This window comes from Candidatus Chloroploca asiatica (genome assembly GCF_002532075.1).
GTDB classification, from domain to species: domain Bacteria; phylum Chloroflexota; class Chloroflexia; order Chloroflexales; family Chloroflexaceae; genus Chloroploca; species Chloroploca asiatica.
Genome location: NZ_LYXE01000050.1, coordinates 51,835 through 69,179 on the forward strand (window position 1 = coordinate 51,835; position 17,345 = coordinate 69,179).

The 17,345-nt window shown below is 62.0% G+C and carries 13 protein-coding genes; 5 read left to right on the forward strand and 8 right to left on the reverse strand.

What is annotated here, in order from left to right; translation table 11 throughout:
* Positions 1-136: 136 nt before the first annotated feature.
* Positions 137-1,432, reverse strand: a complete 1,296-nt coding sequence (locus A9Q02_RS24580; protein WP_216361444.1) for an alpha/beta hydrolase — start codon at positions 1,430-1,432, stop codon at positions 137-139.
* Positions 1,433-1,570: 138 nt separating this feature from the next.
* Between A9Q02_RS24580 and A9Q02_RS04665 the strand changes: the two genes are divergently transcribed.
* Positions 1,571-2,233, forward strand: a complete 663-nt coding sequence (locus A9Q02_RS04665) for a DUF6518 family protein (RefSeq protein ID WP_141508705.1) — start codon at positions 1,571-1,573, stop codon at positions 2,231-2,233.
* Here A9Q02_RS04665 and A9Q02_RS04670 read toward each other — a convergent pair.
* Both A9Q02_RS04670 and A9Q02_RS04675 read right to left on the reverse strand, forming a co-directional pair.
* Positions 2,207-2,446: an effector-associated domain 2-containing protein gene (locus A9Q02_RS04670; protein ID WP_097651197.1), complete on the reverse strand. Its 240-nt coding sequence runs from the start codon at positions 2,444-2,446 to the stop codon at positions 2,207-2,209. The two genes, A9Q02_RS04665 and A9Q02_RS04670, sit on opposite strands and share 27 nt — an antisense overlap.
* A 440-nt stretch (positions 2,447-2,886) precedes the next feature.
* Positions 2,887-5,133 (reverse strand): SUMF1/EgtB/PvdO family nonheme iron enzyme, encoded by a 2,247-nt coding sequence (locus A9Q02_RS04675; protein WP_097651198.1) that lies wholly within the window; start codon positions 5,131-5,133, stop codon positions 2,887-2,889.
* A 481-nt stretch (positions 5,134-5,614) separates the two neighbouring features.
* Between A9Q02_RS04675 and A9Q02_RS04680 the strand changes: the two genes are divergently transcribed.
* The 4 genes from A9Q02_RS04680 (at position 5,615) to A9Q02_RS24810 (ending at position 10,695) form a co-directional block, all read left to right on the forward strand.
* Complete coding sequence (locus A9Q02_RS04680) at positions 5,615-6,067, forward strand: LacI family DNA-binding transcriptional regulator (protein WP_097651199.1); 453 nt, start codon at positions 5,615-5,617, stop codon at positions 6,065-6,067.
* 470 nt (positions 6,068-6,537) lie between these two features.
* Positions 6,538-7,749 (forward strand): ABC transporter substrate-binding protein, encoded by a 1,212-nt coding sequence (locus A9Q02_RS04685; RefSeq protein WP_135478268.1) that lies wholly within the window; start codon positions 6,538-6,540, stop codon positions 7,747-7,749.
* Positions 7,750-7,815: 66 nt separating this feature from the next.
* The gene (locus tag A9Q02_RS04690) at positions 7,816-9,471 is read left to right on the forward strand and encodes a carbohydrate ABC transporter permease (protein ID WP_135478267.1); all 1,656 of its coding nucleotides are present in this window, start codon (positions 7,816-7,818) and stop codon (positions 9,469-9,471) included.
* A 9-nt stretch (positions 9,472-9,480) separates the two neighbouring features.
* Positions 9,481-10,695, forward strand: coding sequence for a carbohydrate ABC transporter permease (locus A9Q02_RS24810; protein WP_245860354.1), 1,215 nt, complete (start codon positions 9,481-9,483; stop codon positions 10,693-10,695).
* Between the two features lie 14 nt (positions 10,696-10,709).
* On the opposite strand, the gene brxL is transcribed toward A9Q02_RS24810, so the two are convergent.
* From brxL to A9Q02_RS04720, 5 genes are all read right to left on the reverse strand, one after another.
* Positions 10,710-12,224: a BREX system Lon protease-like protein BrxL gene (brxL, locus tag A9Q02_RS04700; RefSeq protein WP_172450636.1), complete on the reverse strand. Its 1,515-nt coding sequence runs from the start codon at positions 12,222-12,224 to the stop codon at positions 10,710-10,712.
* Positions 12,225-12,287: 63 nt separating this feature from the next.
* Positions 12,288-14,747, reverse strand: coding sequence for a PglZ domain-containing protein (locus A9Q02_RS04705; protein ID WP_097651203.1), 2,460 nt, complete (start codon positions 14,745-14,747; stop codon positions 12,288-12,290).
* A 79-nt stretch (positions 14,748-14,826) separates the two neighbouring features.
* Complete coding sequence (locus tag A9Q02_RS04710; RefSeq protein WP_097651204.1) at positions 14,827-15,279, reverse strand: type II toxin-antitoxin system VapC family toxin; 453 nt, start codon at positions 15,277-15,279, stop codon at positions 14,827-14,829.
* On the reverse strand, positions 15,260-15,490 hold the full coding sequence (locus A9Q02_RS04715) for a hypothetical protein (protein ID WP_097651205.1): 231 nt from the start codon (positions 15,488-15,490) through the stop codon (positions 15,260-15,262). The genes A9Q02_RS04710 and A9Q02_RS04715 overlap by 20 nt, the downstream gene beginning before the upstream one ends.
* 227 nt (positions 15,491-15,717) lie before the next feature.
* The gene (locus A9Q02_RS04720; RefSeq protein WP_141508707.1) at positions 15,718-17,277 is read right to left on the reverse strand and encodes a hypothetical protein; all 1,560 of its coding nucleotides are present in this window, start codon (positions 17,275-17,277) and stop codon (positions 15,718-15,720) included.
* Positions 17,278-17,345: the final 68 nt, after the last annotated feature.

Genomic DNA, 17,345 nt, shown 5'->3' on the forward strand with positions numbered 1-17,345 from the left:
GAGGTGCGTGCGGCGCGGCGTGAGCATCCGGGTGTAAAGGGATGCGCTACAGGAGTATCGTCGAGGAGTTGCTGCTGCGCTGGGGCTTCTTGCCATACGGCTGTAGGCAACGCAGACGGCTACCGACAGCAACGCGTCAAGGCCGATCGCTCGCGTTGAATGCCTCAAGCCAGTTCCTTAGCGCTGCCTTGGCACCCTCATCCGTCAGGAGCCCAATGTGGGTCACGCCCGGCAGCACGATGTAACTGCCGGTGCCGGTATGAGCGGTGATCGTTGGCTCATACTGTGCAGCGATGAACGTCTCATCGGCGTCACCGGCGATCACCAGAAGGGGCTGCCGGATCGCGGCCAGGTCGGCACCGTAATTGGGGCGCGGCGCATACGCGGTGTTCAGCCGGTAGCTGTAGGCCGTGGTTACACTCGCGCCTAATGGCCCTGCGAGCACTGTTTCAGGCATCGCGAACTGGATGACCGTCAGGTGGTTCAATTGAGTCAGGCCGAAGGCGTTGAGCATGCTCAGCCCGACGATCCGCCGAACGAGAGGACGTGCCCAACCGCCCGCATTGGGCCGCGTGGTTGGCGCATCGTGCTTGAGGAATGGCGCCAGCAGCACGTATCCGTCGGCGAGGGTGCCGTGTGGGCCGCCGGCGAAGCGCACTGCCAGTCCGCCGCCCAGCGAGTGGCCACCCACAACCACGCGTGCCCCCGGGAACCGTGTCTGGGCCCGTTCGATCAAGTCGGCCAGATCGTCCTCGAACTGGCCAATGTAGTCCACGTCACCACGTCGGGTCGGGGTGAAGCCGTGGCCGCGCAGATCCGGCGTGACCACATGCGCCAGTCCTTGTTCGCTGATCGCCCCGGCCAGCGGAGCAAACTGGAGGCTGTGCCACGCCGAGCCATGGAGCAGCAGCAGCACCGTGTCGGCCTCGGCGTTGCTCTCGTACAGCCGGAAAGCCAGTTGCGTGCCGTCGCGGGTGGTGTAGAATTGGAGCACCGGTACCGCCGTGGTGCCGGTGCCCTCCAGCGCCGAAAGATCCAGGTCGGCTGGTTGCGCCGCTGCTGTAGGCAGGTTCGTGGCGACCAGAGCCAAGGCGAGGGTCAGGTAGATTCCCAGACCGATCAGCACCAGCCGACTAACGCGCCAGATCGGTGCTATGAACGCCTCCATGTTCAAGCCAGATCGTGAATGGAAGGGATGGTTCATGCTGCCTCCTTCTGAAATCGCGGTGGAGCGGCCTTGCACCGTGTCTGTCATCGGTTCTTCTTCGTCGGCAGGCGTACCCCGTCGTGATCCGTGTGCAGCCGGCGCAACGCCAAGGCTGTGATCGCAAATCGTCTGCATCACGTTCCCAAAGGCGCTCACGGAACTAGCATAGCGCCACTGCCGGTGGCGCGCATACGACAAAGCGCGTAGCCGTGGGCGTAGCTGCACCTATGGCCCTTACGCATCACAATACGCGCTTCCGCGCAGGCGTCACCTGGTACGCTCGATTACTCTGGCGATAGCACTGGCACTGCTGAGGAGATTAAGGGAAAGGGTGGGAGACTCTTGCCGAATGAGCGTTTTTGTATGATCAGACCAAAAGGCATGACGACCGGGCCGCACGGGCCGTGCCCGCTTCTCGCCGTGCTATTGAGTGGGTTTGCGGTTGGCTGTCTCGTAAAGCTCGCGGACGAGTCTGCGCTTGCCAATCAACTTGGACTGAACGACCTCGGCACCTTCTTAGGGCTCTGGGTTGTCATCGTTGCTGCGCTCGCCGCCTGGAGTCCGTCGGCAAGACAGGCGGCGCTGCGTGTCTCAGGCTTTTTGGTGACCATGGTGGCGGCCTACTACGTCGTTACGTGGCAACTCTTCGGCGTTTTTCCCGTCTTCTTCTGGCTTGCCTGGACGGCAGTCGCCCTCAGCGCGGCGCCGCTGCTGGCGATCCTTGTCTGGCAAGCGCAGGGGAGGCAAGGTGGGTGGCTAGGCGCCCTCGGTGCGGCGCTCCCAGTTGGGTTGCTGCTGTGGGAGGCCTACAGCCTGCGTTTCGTCGCAACACGCTACCTCGTCCAGATCATCTTTGATCTCGTGGCGGCGGTGATGCTGGTTGCGCTGCTCCCTGGCGATCGTACAGAGCGAGCGCGGGCAGTGTTGCTTACGCCGCTTGTGGTATTCGCAGCGGGAGTGGGTTTCACGCGCATCCTGCCACGCCTCCTCGCATTGCTGCTAGGGCGGATCATGGCGCCACTCTAAGGTGGGCCTATCTGCCGGCCCAAAGCCTCGCCAAAATTCCGCAACCGCCTGCATCGCCACCGTACCCGCCTCAAAAAAGCGCACACCGACAAGCAGTTCGTTCAGCGCACCCGGATAGTTGTTGCAGATCGTCACGATGCTGAGCACATCGGCCCGGCTCTGGGCGTGGCGAGGGATGGCATTGCGCACGTGGGCCTCAAGAAAGGCGAGCACACTTCCCGCGCTGGTGGCTATCTTGCATCGCGGGGCAGGCCAGCAAAAGCTCAACGAGCTGGCCGCACTCTTGGATCGTCAGTTGACGCATGCCTTCTCCTTTGGGTGAAAGGTCGCCCCCGCGTGCTTGCAGGCACCGGCCAACGAATAGCTTTGCCCCATCCGCGTCATGGTTTTTCAGTACATGATCCGCTATGCACCCGATGCCGTCGGGCTAAAGCCCTCGGCTAGGGAATGCGAAGGCCACCTTCGTGGCCTGGAGCGGATTCATTTCTGAAAGACCATAACACCATCGGCGTCAACGCCGTCGGCTACCGTATGCGAAGCCGGCCTACGCCGGCTGGATCAAAGCTTCGCGCCTTTGCGCCTTTGCGTCAAAAAAGGGTGGCACCCACCTGGCACTACCGCAATGAGGGCCGCCCGCATACAGCAATCAGCAATCAGGATTCAGCACCGGGCAGCGGAGAATGACTGGCGACCCGCAAGCCGACGTAGTCGTAGCGGGAGCGCGGGTAGACGTCGTAGTAGCGGTACGAAGCCCGGACGAATTTCTGTACGCCCCCATAACTTCCGCCGCGCAGCCGTCGAAAGAAATCTCGTTCCACATAGGCCTCGGCCCACTCATCTTCTTGTTGGTAGGGGTAGTTCTTGCCGTCCTGCGTCGCGCACCACTCCCAGACGTTGCCGGCCATATCAAAAGCCCCATATGGGCTGGCTCCGGATGGGTACTGATTGATAGGTGTCGTTCGACCAGTAAAGGCTCGGCCAACCGAAGAAAAGAAATCCTTCGCACTGTTACAACGCCCAGCTTCCCAAGTATTGCCCCAGGGCCAGATGCGCCCATCCGTCCCCCGTGCCGCCTTTTCCCACTCCGCCTCGCTGGGCAAACGGAACGGGTGGCCGGTCTGGGCACTGAGCCAGCGGCAGTAGGCGACTGCCTCGAACCAGCTCACCCCAACCACCGGGTAGTCGTTGCCGTTCCGCTTCGCATCGTCCCAGTACCCTGGCTTGACAATGCTCTCCTTCTCGCGCCACGCCCATCCCACCTCAGTCCAGTAGGCCCGGTTGCGATAGCCATCGCCCTCGACGAAGGGTCGAAACTGCGCGTTGGTCACCGGGGTTTTGCCGATCCAGTAGTCGGGCAAGGTCAGCGTGTGCTGGGGTTTCTCGTTCGCTGTAGCCATCGTATCAGCGTCGCTGCTGCCCATCAGGAAGGGGCCGGCGGGTACTTTGACCAGCGCGGGAACCCAAGGCGGCAAGGCGGCCCTCGTTGCCTGGCCCTGAGGCCTGGGCGCGGGCTTTTTCGCGCCAGGCTCAGGTGGTTGCGTTGGTTGCTCGTGTGGTTTCGAGATAGGCGGCGTTGGGGCGGGTGGTAGTGGCTCTGCTACCGCGGGCGGTGCGCGATCCGCCGGCGTCGGCGCGGCCTCCGAGCTTGCTGCGCCAGGATGGGCCGTCGATGCTTGCCCGGCGCGGCGCAGGTCCTCGATTTCCCGGTGCAGGTCTTCGATCTCGATCGTGATGTGGGGCGGCGTATCAATGCCGTAGCGCGCCGCCGTGAGCTCAAGCGCGTGCAGACGGCGACGTTTCTCGGCGAGGATAAGCTGATCCGCCGTTGGAGGATCATCGGGTGCAACGGTCGCCGGGCGCGCCTGCTCGGGCGTCGGCGCGGCCACCCCAAGCAATTGGTGAAATACCGCCGCGAGCAACGGGTTGCGCGGTGCCCAGTACGTGCCGTCACGTTTCGCGAGGCCAATCAGTTCCAGGCGCACCATGTCGTCGTCGAGGCGGCTGAAGGGCGGGCGGTCGCGCAGCAGGCGTCGGGCGGCCTCCTCCAACTGGTGCGCACGCAGGTCGTCGCGGATGCGGCGCAGCAATGGCGGCGCGTCGGCGACAATCTCGGTCGCGGCAAGCTCCACGTTAGCCACGCTCAGCGCGGTGCCTGCCGCGTGGGCGCTTGCCAGCAACTCGCCCATGCGCTGGGTCAGGTACGGGTGGCCGGCCACCTGCGCGTAGACCGCCCGGCCAAGCGTTTCACTCAGGGCAGCTTCGACGCCTGCCGCCTGGAGGCCGTCGGCGATCAGCGTGACCGCCTCAGGCGCGGGCAGATCGGGCAGGTAGATCTCTTCGCACACACTATGCAGCGACGATACCTCGCTCACGACCATGGTGTAGAGCTCGACGCCGCCGCTGAAGATTATCTGCAACTTCTGGAGCGGCGGCGAGACCAGTCGGTCGTGGAAGAACGAGCGCACCGCGTTGCCCAGGGCTTCACGCGAGGCTGGCGGCAGCGCACCGAGCTCGTCGAGCATCAACACGAGCCGCCCGACCTCGGGCCGCGCCAGCGCCTCATTGAGCCGGGCCTTCAGCCGTGGCGCACTGACGATCAGCCCGAGGTCACGACCAAGCGGCACGACCGTGTCGATCTGCTCGGCCAGATAGGCAAACACCTGCTCCGGTCGTGCGCCCTGGATCGCCTGAAAATCGATCCGACACAACCGCGTCGGCTGCTCCACCGCGCCCAGCAACTGGAAGAGCAAACTCGTCTTGCCATTCTGACGCCCGCCATAGACCACGCCGTAGCGCGTCACCTCCTCGCGGCAGAGGCGCACCAGGCGTGCCAACTCGGCGGCGCGCCCGCGAAACACGGGGCTACCCGGGCCAAGGACGGTGGTTGAGAACAAGACCATACGTGCCGCGCTGCTCCATGAACCGTGTCCGGAGGATATGACTCCATTGTAACAGACGAATCCGTGCGTGCGTACGGATCAGCGAGGGAAAGAGGAAAGCTGAAAGAGGAAAGCTGAAAAGGCGTCGACACAGCCTGGGATAACTGTGTCAGCACCTTATGCCGGGTCTCGCGGTCAGAAGCACCCAATGTTCAGCCCGATCACCGCGGTTCGTTCGGGGTCGCCGCAACGACGGCATCAGCCACGCCGTCGTTATGCCAGCGATCGCGTTTCTCTGCTTCTGGACGAAGGATAGTAGTTTCGTGCGTGCGCGAGATAAATTGACAAATTCGCGGGGGCGGTGTATGCTTTTTTGCATAGATCTTATACACGCCGATATCTGCACGTATCGTCTCGCCACCCCGATTCCGGCGCAAAATGTTTTACATGTTGTGGTGTGACACGGCCCAACGCCGGGCCAGCCTCACCGACGGGTGATCACATGGCGACGATCGATGAGGTTGCGCAGCTCGAAAGGGTCTCGCCTGCGACCGTATCAGACGTACTCAACCAGCACCTTTACTTGAGTACGGCGACCCGGGCCAGGGTCGCGTGCGTGACCGCCGCGATGGGTTGCGCGCCCGGATCGTGGGCGCGGTTGCGCGGCCCGCGCCGCTCGTGCATGCCCGGTCTGCTCATCACTTCCTCCTCAGACCGCTTCTTTGCCGATCCGCACCTGTTCGCGATCATACGCGGCATTGAGGCGGCGGCCACCTGTCATAGCTACAACCGGCTATTCTCGACCGCACACGGCACGAGCGGCGGCGCCGCTCGGCTTGATTGCCCGCTCTCGCCCCCTGCCATTCTGGCCCTGAATGAGCGTATCATCAGCAGTGAGGTGTGGGCGACGCAATCGCGGCGTGACGGTTCCCGAAAGGAGGTGGTTGAAATATAGAGCGTAAAATACCGAACACAGAGCACCGGGCAGGACGATGGACCGCCTGATGTGCTTGGCACACGTTCTCCCTTCCCACACCGATGTTCAGTTCTCAAGGTGCGTTCCAACCGTCTCCACCGGCGAGCCAGTTTCGTGCCTTCGCACAAGAACAATTGTACCATATATTGCGGTTTAGCGCAACTCAATGGGCGAAAGCCGCTCAAGCAGGGCGCTTCCTCCCAGCCGTAAACGTGCTGGGCTTCCGCGCCTAAAGGCAAGCACCTGTGAAAGGACACAACCTCATGCAGCGTATGCAACGCAGATTTTCGTGGATCAGTCTGATCGCGATTCTTACCCTGGCTCTTGCGGCCTGTGGCGGCGGAACTACCGCGCAGCCTACCACCGCCCCGGCGCCTACGGAAGCGTCCGCCGCCACGGAAGCCCCGGCACCTACGGAAGCGGCTGCCGCCACGGAGGCCCCGGTGGCCATGGACGAGGTCGCCCTTCGCTGGCGCACTCGCCCCGACAACCAGGCCGAGATCGACGTGTATAGCCAGATCTCCAGCGAAATCGACGCCCAACTCGACAACATCAGCCTGACCTACGAGCCCGGCGGATCTGAGACATCGTCGTACCAGGATGTGCTCAAGACCGAATTATCGGCCGGCACTGCCCCCGACGTCTTCTGGATCCCCGGCACCGACATCGCCGACTTCGCCACTCGCGGCCTTATCCTCGATCTCCGCGACCTGGCCGATGCCGACTATAACGACAGCGACTTCTATCCTGGCCCGATGTTCCACTTAACCTTCAATCCCGAGACCGGCATGACCGGCGAGACGCTCTGGGGCCTGCCCCGCGACGTCTCGACCTTCGCGCTCTACCTCAACAACGACCTGATCGAGCAGGCCGGCGCCGAGGATCCGCGCGTGCTGGCGGCTAACGGCGAGTGGACCTGGGACAAGTTCCTTGAGACGGCCATAGCGGTCAACAACCTGGGCGGCGACGTCAAGGGCTTTGGTATGAACGCATGGTGGGCCAACCCCGGTCTGTTCATCAACTCGGCCGGCGGCGGCTTCTTCAACGAGGATCGCACCGCCTGTGCGCTCGATAGCGATGCATCGGTGGCGGGCATGGAGTTCGCCTCGCGGCTCTACAACGAATTCGGCGTGGCCGTGCCCTACGGCGAAGACTCCGAGCCACCCTTCCTAGCCGGCAATGTCGGCATGTTCCTCAACGGCCGCTGGGCCACACCCGGCACCCGCGCAAGCGCCGAGTTCGACTGGGACGTTGTCGACGTGCCGATCGGCCCCGGCGGCGCTCGCAGCTGGCTCTTCTGGGGCGCCTATGTGGTCAATGCCAACACCGCGCATCCCGAGGAGGCCTGGCAGCTCGTTCGCGCCCTGACCACTGCCGAGACCCAGAGCAAGATCGCCGAGTTGGGCGCCAACATTCCTTCGCGTGTCTCCGATGCGGCGATCCAGGCCTTCCTGACCTACACCCCACCGGCCAATAATCAGGCGTTCATCAACAACCTCGCGAACGACCCGGCCATTGAAGGCCCACTATGGGCCGGCTCGTGGCCTGAGTTCGACGCCGCCACAGGCTCGAAATTTACCGCATTGCTCAATGGCGACCTGACTCTCGAGGACTACCAGGCTACCGTCTGTGAGGAGGCTAACCAGGCCTTTGATCAGTAGCGGTTCATGCGTGAGGGGTCGCAAGGTGAGCCCGGCTCACCTTGCGACCCCATAAAAGGGAAGCCCATGGCAACCACGACCGCACGGAAGCCGGCCACAACGGCCGGCGCGGCCCTTGTGATCAGGCTTGGCGCGGCCTGGCACGCCCTGCTCGCTTTCGGACTCGTCGCCGCGGCCTGGGCGCTGCTTCAGGCCCGCTGGGTGCAGCGCGACGGCCTGCGCCTCTATGTTGCGGGCCTGATCTTGCTCGGCGCGGTCGCCAGTGTTATCGCGCTCGTACTGCTGCTCCGTCGCGACGGGCGGGGCCGTGCGATCAGCCTTGGCCTCAACTATATTTTTGGGGTCGGGTCATTGCTCAGCCTGCTCGGCGTGCTGGGCCTCTACATCAGCCTTGACGAAGTCGCCGCAAGTTTCAACCGCTGGGTCTGGCTCCTGCTCGGGGTGCTGGTGGGCTTTCTGATCGGGTCCGTCGGCGATCGCTTCACCCACGCGCCGACAACACAGGCTGCCTTCCACCGTGCCGGCGGCTGGGTCATGGGTGCCAGCGCGATCATCCTGCTGCTGGCGATGGGGCTGATCCAGGGCGTGATCGGGCTGCTCAGCGGGCTCGGCAACCCATTGGCGCTGGTGCTCCTTTCGGCCACGGTGCTCTTCGGCCTGTTCTTCTGGCTGATGCTGCGGCCACAGATTGCCGTCGCTTTCGGGGCAGGCGAGCGCGATGCCGAGGCAGTCAGCGGCTTCCTGTTCATCGCGCCGAACCTGCTTGGCTTCATGCTCTTCTTCGCCGGGCCGCTGCTCTTCTCGCTCTACCTCAGCTTCACCAACTCCGACTCGTTTACGGCCGAGTTCGTAGGCCTGCGCAACTATATCGAGATCTTCAGCCTACAGTTTGCCCAGGTGCCGCCCGGTCAGCGCTCGGGTGCGGTCTTGAGCAGCGGCTATATCGAGCTCGTGCGCCTGGGTGACTTTGTGGTCGGGGCGAAGGATCGTATCTTCTGGATCGCACTCTGGAATACGATCGTCTACTGCTTCTGGGTGACCATGCTGAGCGTCGTACCGGCCCTGCTGGTGGCCACGATCCTCAACAGCAAGATCCCCGGGATGCAGTTCTTCCGTGCGATCTATTTCATCCCCAGCATCGCCGGCGTGGTCGGCGTCGCGGTGATCTGGAAATGGCTCTACAACTCGAATATCGGCTTCCTGAACTATGGCATCAACCAGGTGCTCGGTCTGTTCAACCGGCTGCCTTTCGTCGAGATTGCGCCCGTCCAGATCGCCTGGTTGGCCAGCCAGCAGACCGCCCTGGCCTCGATTATTATTATGGCGGCATGGCAACTGCTGGGGTTCAACACGATTCTGTTCCTGGCCGGACTCCAGGGCATTCCCGGCGAGATCTACGAGGCCGCGACGATCGACGGGGCGAGCAACCTGCAGCGCTTTCGCTATATGACGCTGCCGCTTCTGGCGCCCACAACCTTCTTCGTTGTGACGACGACCCTGATCACCACCCTCCAGGTCTTCAGTGAGCCGTTCGTGATGACGCCGCCCCCCGGCGGCGGCCCGAACAACTCGACGATGACCGCCGTGCTCTACCTCTACCAGCGCGGCTTCAACCGCTTCGAGCAGGGCTATGCCGCGGCAGTGGCCTGGGTGGTCTTCCTGTTCATCTTCGCCGTCACCCTGGTGCAGTTCCGGCTCCAGCGCCGCTACGGCGACATGTAGGGGAACATCATGAAGCGTGCCCGATCATACCAGACCCAGAAGTGGCTCACCTATATCGCCGCCTACGCCGTGCTGACCATGTTCGGGTTGTTGATCATCTTCCCGTTCATGTTCATGTTTTTTACCTCGTTCAAGGCTTCAGGCGATGTCTTCCGCTCGCCGCCCCAGTTGCTGCCTTACAGCGTTCAGACGGCCAGTGTCAATGGTGAGACGGTGCCGCTCTACCGGGTTGAGACGCCGGAAGGCTTGCGTACTTTGGCCCTGGTCGATCAGGGCGCTCTGCTGGTGATCTTTGCCAGCGTCGATGATCCGAGCCGGACGTTTGAACGAGCCCCTCGTGACGCGAAACCCGTCGGCGGCTTCACTGCTCAGGAGCAGATCACGGTCGACGGAGAGACGAAGCTGCTGTGGGAAATCGAGGAGGGCGGCCAGACCCTGCCGGTTTTCGAGTTGAGTCGTGGGCGCATGGGCGTTTTCGTCGACCCGGACGACCCGCAAGTCACTTTCGATGCGAGCCTTACTGATGCGACACCGGTCGAGCGGATCGATCTGCAAATCCAGAATTACCAGCGTGTGCTTGAGTTGCAGAACATCGATCGTAGTTTGACCAATACCATGCTGGTGACGATCCTGGTGGTGATCGGGCAGGTAGTGACCTCGGTGCTGGGCGGCTACGCCTTTGCCCGGTTGCGCTTCCCCGGGCGCGACAGCCTGTTCGTGGTCTACCTGGGGACGATCATGATCCCCTTTGTGGTGTTGATCATCCCTATGTACCAGTTGATGGTGATCGTCGGCTGGGTCGACCGCATCGCGGCCCTGGTGATGCCCTGGATCTTCACTGCCTACGGCACCTTCCTGATGCGCCAGTTCTTCATCAGCATTCCAAAAGATCTGGAGGAGGCGGCGCTGATGGATGGGGCCTCGCGGTTGCGCATTCTCTGGCAGATCTTCGTGCCGCTGGCCGGCCCGGCCATCGCGACCCAGGCCACCTTCACCTTCCTCTATGCCTGGAATAGCTTTGTCTGGCCTTTGATCGTGATCAATACGGGCAACTTCGGCAATCAGGTACTGACCCTCTCGCTGATGGTGCTACAGGGTCGCGCCGCCGAAAGCCCGAATCTGGTAATGGCCGGCACGACTATCGCCGTAAGCGTGCCGCTGCTGATCTTCGTGCTCGCTCAGCGCTATTTTGTCGAGGGCATTGCAACGACCGGGATCAAGTAGAGGCGTCGTGCGCATTATACGTCGATCGTAACCACATCACGCTCGCCGGTGACGCGATCCTCGATGGAAAAGCTGGTGCTGGAGAACTCCTGTGGGCTCATGCGATGCAGCTGCATCCTGACGCGCAGGCGGAGTTCCATTGCCAGCCGCAACAATAGCCGCGCATCGTCTTTCGTCATCTCGCCTGCCGGGAAGATGAGCTTGGTCAAGCCAGAGAAGGTGCGGTTGATACTGCGCCGATCGCGAGCGCTCCACTCACCCGAAGGGGTCGTAAACCATTGCTCCCATAGGGTGCCATAGTGCCCGATCCGGCGCAGTTCGCGGTGGAAGATCTCACTGGTGTAGTCGAGGATGAACCCCACATGGCTGGTGATGACTTCGGGCGTGAGCTTCGGCATCTCCCAGCCAGGCAGATAGGCAGCCCAACGATCATGGAAGGCCGTGTCATCGGCTATCCCCATGGGCAGTGGTTTGAAGAGGTGCTCTGCTAACGTCGCTTGCCGGGGATCGTAGTTAATATTGCCGTTGAAGACAAAGCCGGCCTCGCCGGGCACGGTGATGGTGCCCCGGTTGATCTGGCCGCTCTCCATATAACTCTTATAGAGATTCTTATCCTGCTCGGCATCAAAGGCACCACCGGCGATCTCATCAAACCCAATGACATCGCGCTGGGCGATCAATCCGAGTCGCGGTGGGTTCGTATTGGTCACAAACAGTTTGGGCACACTGACGGCACCACCAGCGAGCAGCGTGCCATAGGGGCTAAACTCGGTGAAACAGAATGACTTGCCGGTCTGACGTGGGCCAAGCTCGATCATGTGGTAGTTGCTCTCGACCAGGCTGATCATCCGAGTGAGATAGAGCAACTTGATCCGCTCGGTCATCACGGGGTGCTGCGGTTCATAGCCCATGGTGCGGATGAGCGCATCAATCCATTCATCACGGGTAAACTGTGCTCGCCCAGCCTGATACTCGGCCAGATCAACATGACCAACCTGCACGGGCTCCAAACGTTGCACCACGAAGGGATAGGTGCGATTGCCAAGCTTGAAGCTGTCGTCGTAGTCCACGCGCACATTGCACCACGCACCGGCCATAAGCAGTCGATCATATTTGGTCACAATATCGGTTGAAATGCGTACCCGGTTGATATTGGCGGTGATCAGGGTCGCCCAATAGACACCATCATCGAGTTTTTCATCAAGCTCGACCTTGACCAGATCGATCACGCGGCGGGGTGGACGTTCGCGGATTGCGGATTTGATGACTTCGGTTTCGTCACCGCGCGGAATATACTCGGCGACTTCCTGCTGAACGAGTTGCAGCCCTTCACGCACTTCTTCATCATCAAACAGGTTGGCGCAGTACCGACCCAGCATGAACTCGATCACATAAGATGGCGCTTTGCTGGTGCCACGAATGGCCTGCGTCAGGTCTTTGCGCATGACCAGGCCGGGAAAGGCCGCAAACAACTTGCGATCCAGGGCATCTGGGGTAAAGGCGGCTCGTGAGAGTGCGGTATGGGTCATTGATCGATTTCTCTCTGATGATCGTCGGACGCCAGCAGTCATGCGCGTACGAATGTTCCTATTTTACCACTCATCCAGGCGAACGCGGAGGAGGCTAGGTGTTTCATCAAGGGTTTCTTCGGTCGAGACATCGCGGACTTCGATCCGCAGCGGCGCGTCCCACTCGGCCGTCGCGCCCGCCTGTTGCTTGAGCGTCACCGAGCGCTGCTCCTGGTTGGGTGTGAGTTCCACCTGGGATGAGCGAAACAGAATCGCCCGATTGCTGGCATGTCGAATCAGCACTTCGACATGGCGACTGAGCCAATCCTCAGCAAACAGGCTGGTGCGGGCCATCAGCAGCACGATCTTTGGTTGCGCAGAGAGCACAAAAGCCAGTGGCTGAAGACGAGCGCCCACCGGCTGCGCTGTCCCGGGCCAACCCACCTGGACACATGGAATGATCCATTCCTGGAGTGCTGCGCCGCCATGGAAATAGCCCAGACCACCATAGGCACTCCAACTCGATGCACCGCGTGCGGTCAGAATCCGCCAGTCGCCGCCAGGTGCAAGCGCGTGTGGTTCGGCCAGGGTGAGCTTGGCGGGATAGGCCAGGGCGCGCCGGGAGCGATAGAGCGCACCGGGAAGCGGTGGCGGTTGGCGCTTCTCGGTACTGCCCGACCATGTGATGTAGCCATGGTCGGTGACGATGCAGATATGCCGCCAGTTGGCATCGCGCAGTTGCCCGATCAGATCGCGATAGCGTGTGAGGGCGATCCCGGCTCCCAACCCTTCCAACTCATCATCGTGGCCCAGCCGGTCAATGATCGCATCGGTGATCAGGAGACGCTGGAGGGTGCCACCTGGTTTCGGAATGCGCCCCTGGAGGGCATCCGTGAGATTCAGCAATCCTTCTGCTGGCACGATCCCACGATCCCGCAGCCACGCCCGCCGATTCTCTGCGATGCTCAAGTTGATGGATGTGCTTGTCTCGGTGACGCGCCATTCGCTGCCGACGAACTCGGCGCGCAGGTGCTCTTCGGCAATTGGCAAGGCACATGGCATGCCAAGCGCGGTAATGGATGGCAGCGGTGCGCGGGCGGCCACGACCGTTGCCCGCGGTATGCCCTCCTGCTCGTTGATCTGCTCAGCCAGCCGTGCGGCCAGGTCATAGCGAAAGGCATCGATGACGATGATGGCAATTGGATGCGCCATGGCAAGCTGGGCTGCCAGCCAGGTTCCTGCGGTGGGCAGTGCTGGTATGGGACAGCCAGCGGACGTCCAGAGATCCGACCATTGGATCAGCGATTGTTCCCAGCGTGCCCGGTAGGCCTCGCGCAGGGGGGTGATCAGTGCCAGCAGTTCGGGTGTTGAGCGGCTGAGTTGGCGCAGCAGTTCATCACCGGCCTGATCGAGCCGCCAGCCACCACCAGTTGTAAACCACGTTATGGCCTCAGCAATGGTCGACCAACTGCGCTCTGGGGCCGCGCTCAACAAGTGCTGCGCAGCGTGACTGAGCCGCAGCAGTTCATCCCAGGGGATCGTCAAGGCGGGAGCGACTGCGCCATAGGCCTGACCCCAGAAGCCGTGGACATGCGGCTCAAGATCGGGCTGGAGGGCAACCAGTGCATGTAATAGCTCCTTGCCGCTCTTCTTGGCCAGGCGGGTACAGGTGTTAGCGAAAACAACCGCCTCGGCGGCCCGAGAAAGCAAGGGCGCCAGTTTGCAGGTGGACTCACTGAGCAGGCTGGCAAGGGTGGCGATCTTGTCGGCATCGAGAATCGCACCAGGCAGTTTTTTACTGAGGCGCAAACTGTCCTGCCAGCGCATCAGGAGTTCGAGTGCCGCACCACGTTGGCCTTCGGCAATCAACAGCTCATGCTGTGCGGCAATTAGGCGCGGTGCGACGGAGTGGGCCTGGGTGACGAGCAGGCGGGCAAGTGCGCGGGCGCGCCAGCGATCCAGTGCCTCGTTCTGCAGTGCAGGAAGCCCGGTTTGCTCAATGGTCAGATCGAGCACATACTGCTCATCGGCACTTGGCACGGCCCCACCAGCGAGCACTTCTAACAACAGGGGCAGATCTGGCTGAAGCCCGCCACCACCCCAGGTTGCCGGATCGTGTTGGAGGCCCTGGCGCGCCAGGAATGCGATCTCGTCTTCACTGGTCGTCGGGCTTTGTGGTCGCCAGCCCCATTCCAACAACTGTTCACGGAGTGATTTGTGATAGCGTTGTTCGGCCAACAAGGCATGCCCCCACAGCCACCCAAGCTGATCAGGGGATGTCTGGGCAACCACCACGAATGATTCGCCCGCATCAATATGGGCCTGGATGGATTGGCGGGCCTGCAAGCCACCGATCGCCTGGCTCAGGTGTTCCGTCACCAGCACGAGCGGAAAGCCGCCCATGCGCTCATCGCCCGCAACCCGCTCTAGCAGTGGACGCCAATCGCCACGCGGATCGCACCAGAACAGCCATGCGCCAGGATAACGCGCAAACACCTGGCGTACCAGGGTGTCAATGCGCTTTTGCAGAGTGAGGCTGGGCATAGAGGTCTCCCGATTTCGGCGATTGGCCCACGGTGGTGCGCTGAAAGCATCGACGCAGAAGCCTGAAGATGGCGCGTTGTTAGGGCACCAGGGGCACAACCTCGATCAGGTGGTTGTAGCGTTCAAAGTCACGGGCGTTGTGGGTGAGTACACGGTGAACACTATGGGCGAGCATGGTGGCAACGATATTGGTATCGTGGATCTGGCGACCAGCAACGACGGTTGTACGAATCAGATCAACGAGATGGTCAAGTACGAGTGGTGTGTCATCGAGAACATCGAATGTGGCACGAAATACCGCAATATTCTGAAGAAGATCGTCTTTCGAGATGTTGCTGCCATTGAGTGCAGCGCGTGTCGCTGCCGCCAGAAACTCGCGCAGAATCTGCTGGCTGATGCACAGCCGCTGCCCACCAGATCTTGCACGGTCGAGCGCTGCCTCCGCAGTGGTTTGCCATGGCGAGAGTGGATCGGTCAGATAGATCAAGATATTCGTATCGATGAATAACGCATTAGCGGCCACTGTCGTCATAGAGCTCCTCCCGTCTGAAGGTGCTGTCCGCAGGCCAGGCCGACCAATCGAGCATCTTCAGCTTGAGTGGCACCACAGGTTCACGAGAAGGTATCGGGTGCTCCTCGATCACCAATACCACACGATGCTCACCTGGGAGAAGATCGGGACGTGGCGGTATCTGAATACTCCCGTTTGGTAGCACCGTGATCGTTGTTTCAATTGTTTTCATTGTCATACCTCCCCCCGCAGCGTTATCATGGCCCATGTGCCATTGCGTTCTCTGCCGATCAATCAGACTGATGCACACTATTGTACCATCAAGACAGTCGCGTTCCCTCTTCTGTCGCTACTCCCTGCCGGGTTGATGCAAACTCATTTCGATCATCCGCAGATTACGCAGATTACGCAGATGCGGAAGCGGTAATCTGCGTAATCTGCGTAATCTGCGGACTTTATCTAACCCTCCTGAGACGTTGCATCAGCCCTGGCTACGCCCTGCCCACCGCGCTCCACGACGGCCCGACGCTTTTCTGCGAGCTTCGCCTGCTCAGCTTCGCGCTGTGGGGCCAGCACCGTCCACTGCGGGCTTTCGGGGATGTCGTCGGGCATCCAGCCGCAGCGCGGCAGTTTGCCCTGGCGCACCCAACGCCGCTCGTCCGAGCGCCAGCGCGCCCGGTCGGCAAGCGCCTTTTTGGCGTCGGCAGCTTTGAGTACATCAGCAACCAGGAGGCCGGCCTGCTGGATGGGGGCGATATTGACCCGCACGCCGTCGTTGAGGTCAACGCGCCAGCTCTGTTCCTGGCGCAGCAGATCCGCGTGGTCGGGCAAGGCGATCAGTCCGTCGCTGCTCCAGCGATCAAGCGGTTCGTCGGCCAGGCTCTTTTCCAGTTCGGGGGTGGCAAAGCCCTGCTCGGCCACGCTCTGCAGGCGACGGTTGAACTCTTCCAACTCCTGGATACGCGCCTGCGCCTGGGCACCCTCGGTCTCCTGGTTGCTGCGGCGGGCGGCATCGAGGCGCTGGCGCTCGGCGCGCAAGAATGGCTCGACATATTGGGTGCGGATACGCGCCAAAAGATCGCTGCTACAGGCATGATAATAGACCAGGCACTCGAAGGCGGGTTGGGTGCGTCGGGCGGATCGCGCTCCGCCACTACCGCCCTTGCCGCGCCCTTTGCCGCCCGTGGCGGTGGTCGGGTCGCTGGCGAGGTGCCAGGCGATCGGGCGGTATTTGAACTGGCGCATGTGCCGTTTGAAGAATTCGCGCCGGAGCCATTCCTCTAGGCTCAGTCCGGTCAGTTCGGCCAGCAGCGCCTCGGCCTGCTGTGCGCCGGTTGCGCCATCTTCTGCGCGTAAACGCAGGCGCAAGCGTTCGGCAAGCGTTGGCTGGCCGACGCCAGCAGTGAGCGGGATGATGCCATCTTCATCGGCCCACGCGGGCAACGGCTCACCCGCTTCGATCTGTTTTGGCCAGCGGTGGCCGAGCAGGCGCAGGATCAGCACCGACAAGCGATCTTCGAGCAGGCGCTGTTCTTCGGGTTTGCAGCGTGTACCCTCAGCACGTAGCTGCTCGAGCAGCCAGTAGACCGCGATCGGGTGGAGTTCGAGCTTGACCGACAGTTCCTCCAGGAAGGTTTCGGTGGGGATGGGAATGTGTGCGCCCGAAACAGCCACATCCTCATCGCCCTCGCCACCTTCCGCTGCCTCGGTCGCTTGCTCGCTCTCTTTGACGCCCGGTCCGGCCTCGTACAGCCCGCGGAGCCGCTGCTTGATGCGCTGCAATTCCGCCGCCGATGGCACAATGCGTTCGTGGGCGGCCAGGTAGTCGCGCACTTCGGGTGGCAGCGGTGGCAAGTCGAGGTCGGCGGGCAGATCGGGCAGGGTATCGTAGCCAGCGATCAGCGGGTGGAAGCCGGCGGGGATGCCGGTTTCATCCAGTACCGCCTGCATATCATCGCCAGCAACTTCATAGGCCGCAAAGACCTCGCGCTCGTTGAGGCCTTCCAGCGTGTGGAGCACTGCGGCCACAGCATCGAGCTGGGATAGATCGCCGATGACCCCGCTGAAGCTGCGCTCGGTCGCGTCGG

Coding starts and splice junctions, on each gene's coding strand:
- A9Q02_RS04710 (WP_097651204.1), bottom strand. CDS start 15,279: ATGACGACAGTGGCCGCTAATGCGTTATTCATCGATACGAATATCTTG.
- brxL (WP_172450636.1), bottom strand. CDS start 12,224: ATGACCCATACCGCACTCTCACGAGCCGCCTTTACCCCAGATGCCCTG.
- A9Q02_RS04705 (WP_097651203.1), bottom strand. CDS start 14,747: ATGCCCAGCCTCACTCTGCAAAAGCGCATTGACACCCTGGTACGCCAG.
- A9Q02_RS04675 (WP_097651198.1), bottom strand. CDS start 5,133: ATGGTCTTGTTCTCAACCACCGTCCTTGGCCCGGGTAGCCCCGTGTTT.
- A9Q02_RS04665 (WP_141508705.1), top strand. CDS start 1,571: ATGATCAGACCAAAAGGCATGACGACCGGGCCGCACGGGCCGTGCCCG.
- A9Q02_RS04685 (WP_135478268.1), top strand. CDS start 6,538: ATGGACGAGGTCGCCCTTCGCTGGCGCACTCGCCCCGACAACCAGGCC.
- A9Q02_RS04715 (WP_097651205.1), bottom strand. CDS start 15,490: ATGAAAACAATTGAAACAACGATCACGGTGCTACCAAACGGGAGTATT.
- A9Q02_RS04680 (WP_097651199.1), top strand. CDS start 5,615: ATGGCGACGATCGATGAGGTTGCGCAGCTCGAAAGGGTCTCGCCTGCG.
- A9Q02_RS04690 (WP_135478267.1), top strand. CDS start 7,816: ATGGCAACCACGACCGCACGGAAGCCGGCCACAACGGCCGGCGCGGCC.
- A9Q02_RS24810 (WP_245860354.1), top strand. CDS start 9,481: ATGAAGCGTGCCCGATCATACCAGACCCAGAAGTGGCTCACCTATATC.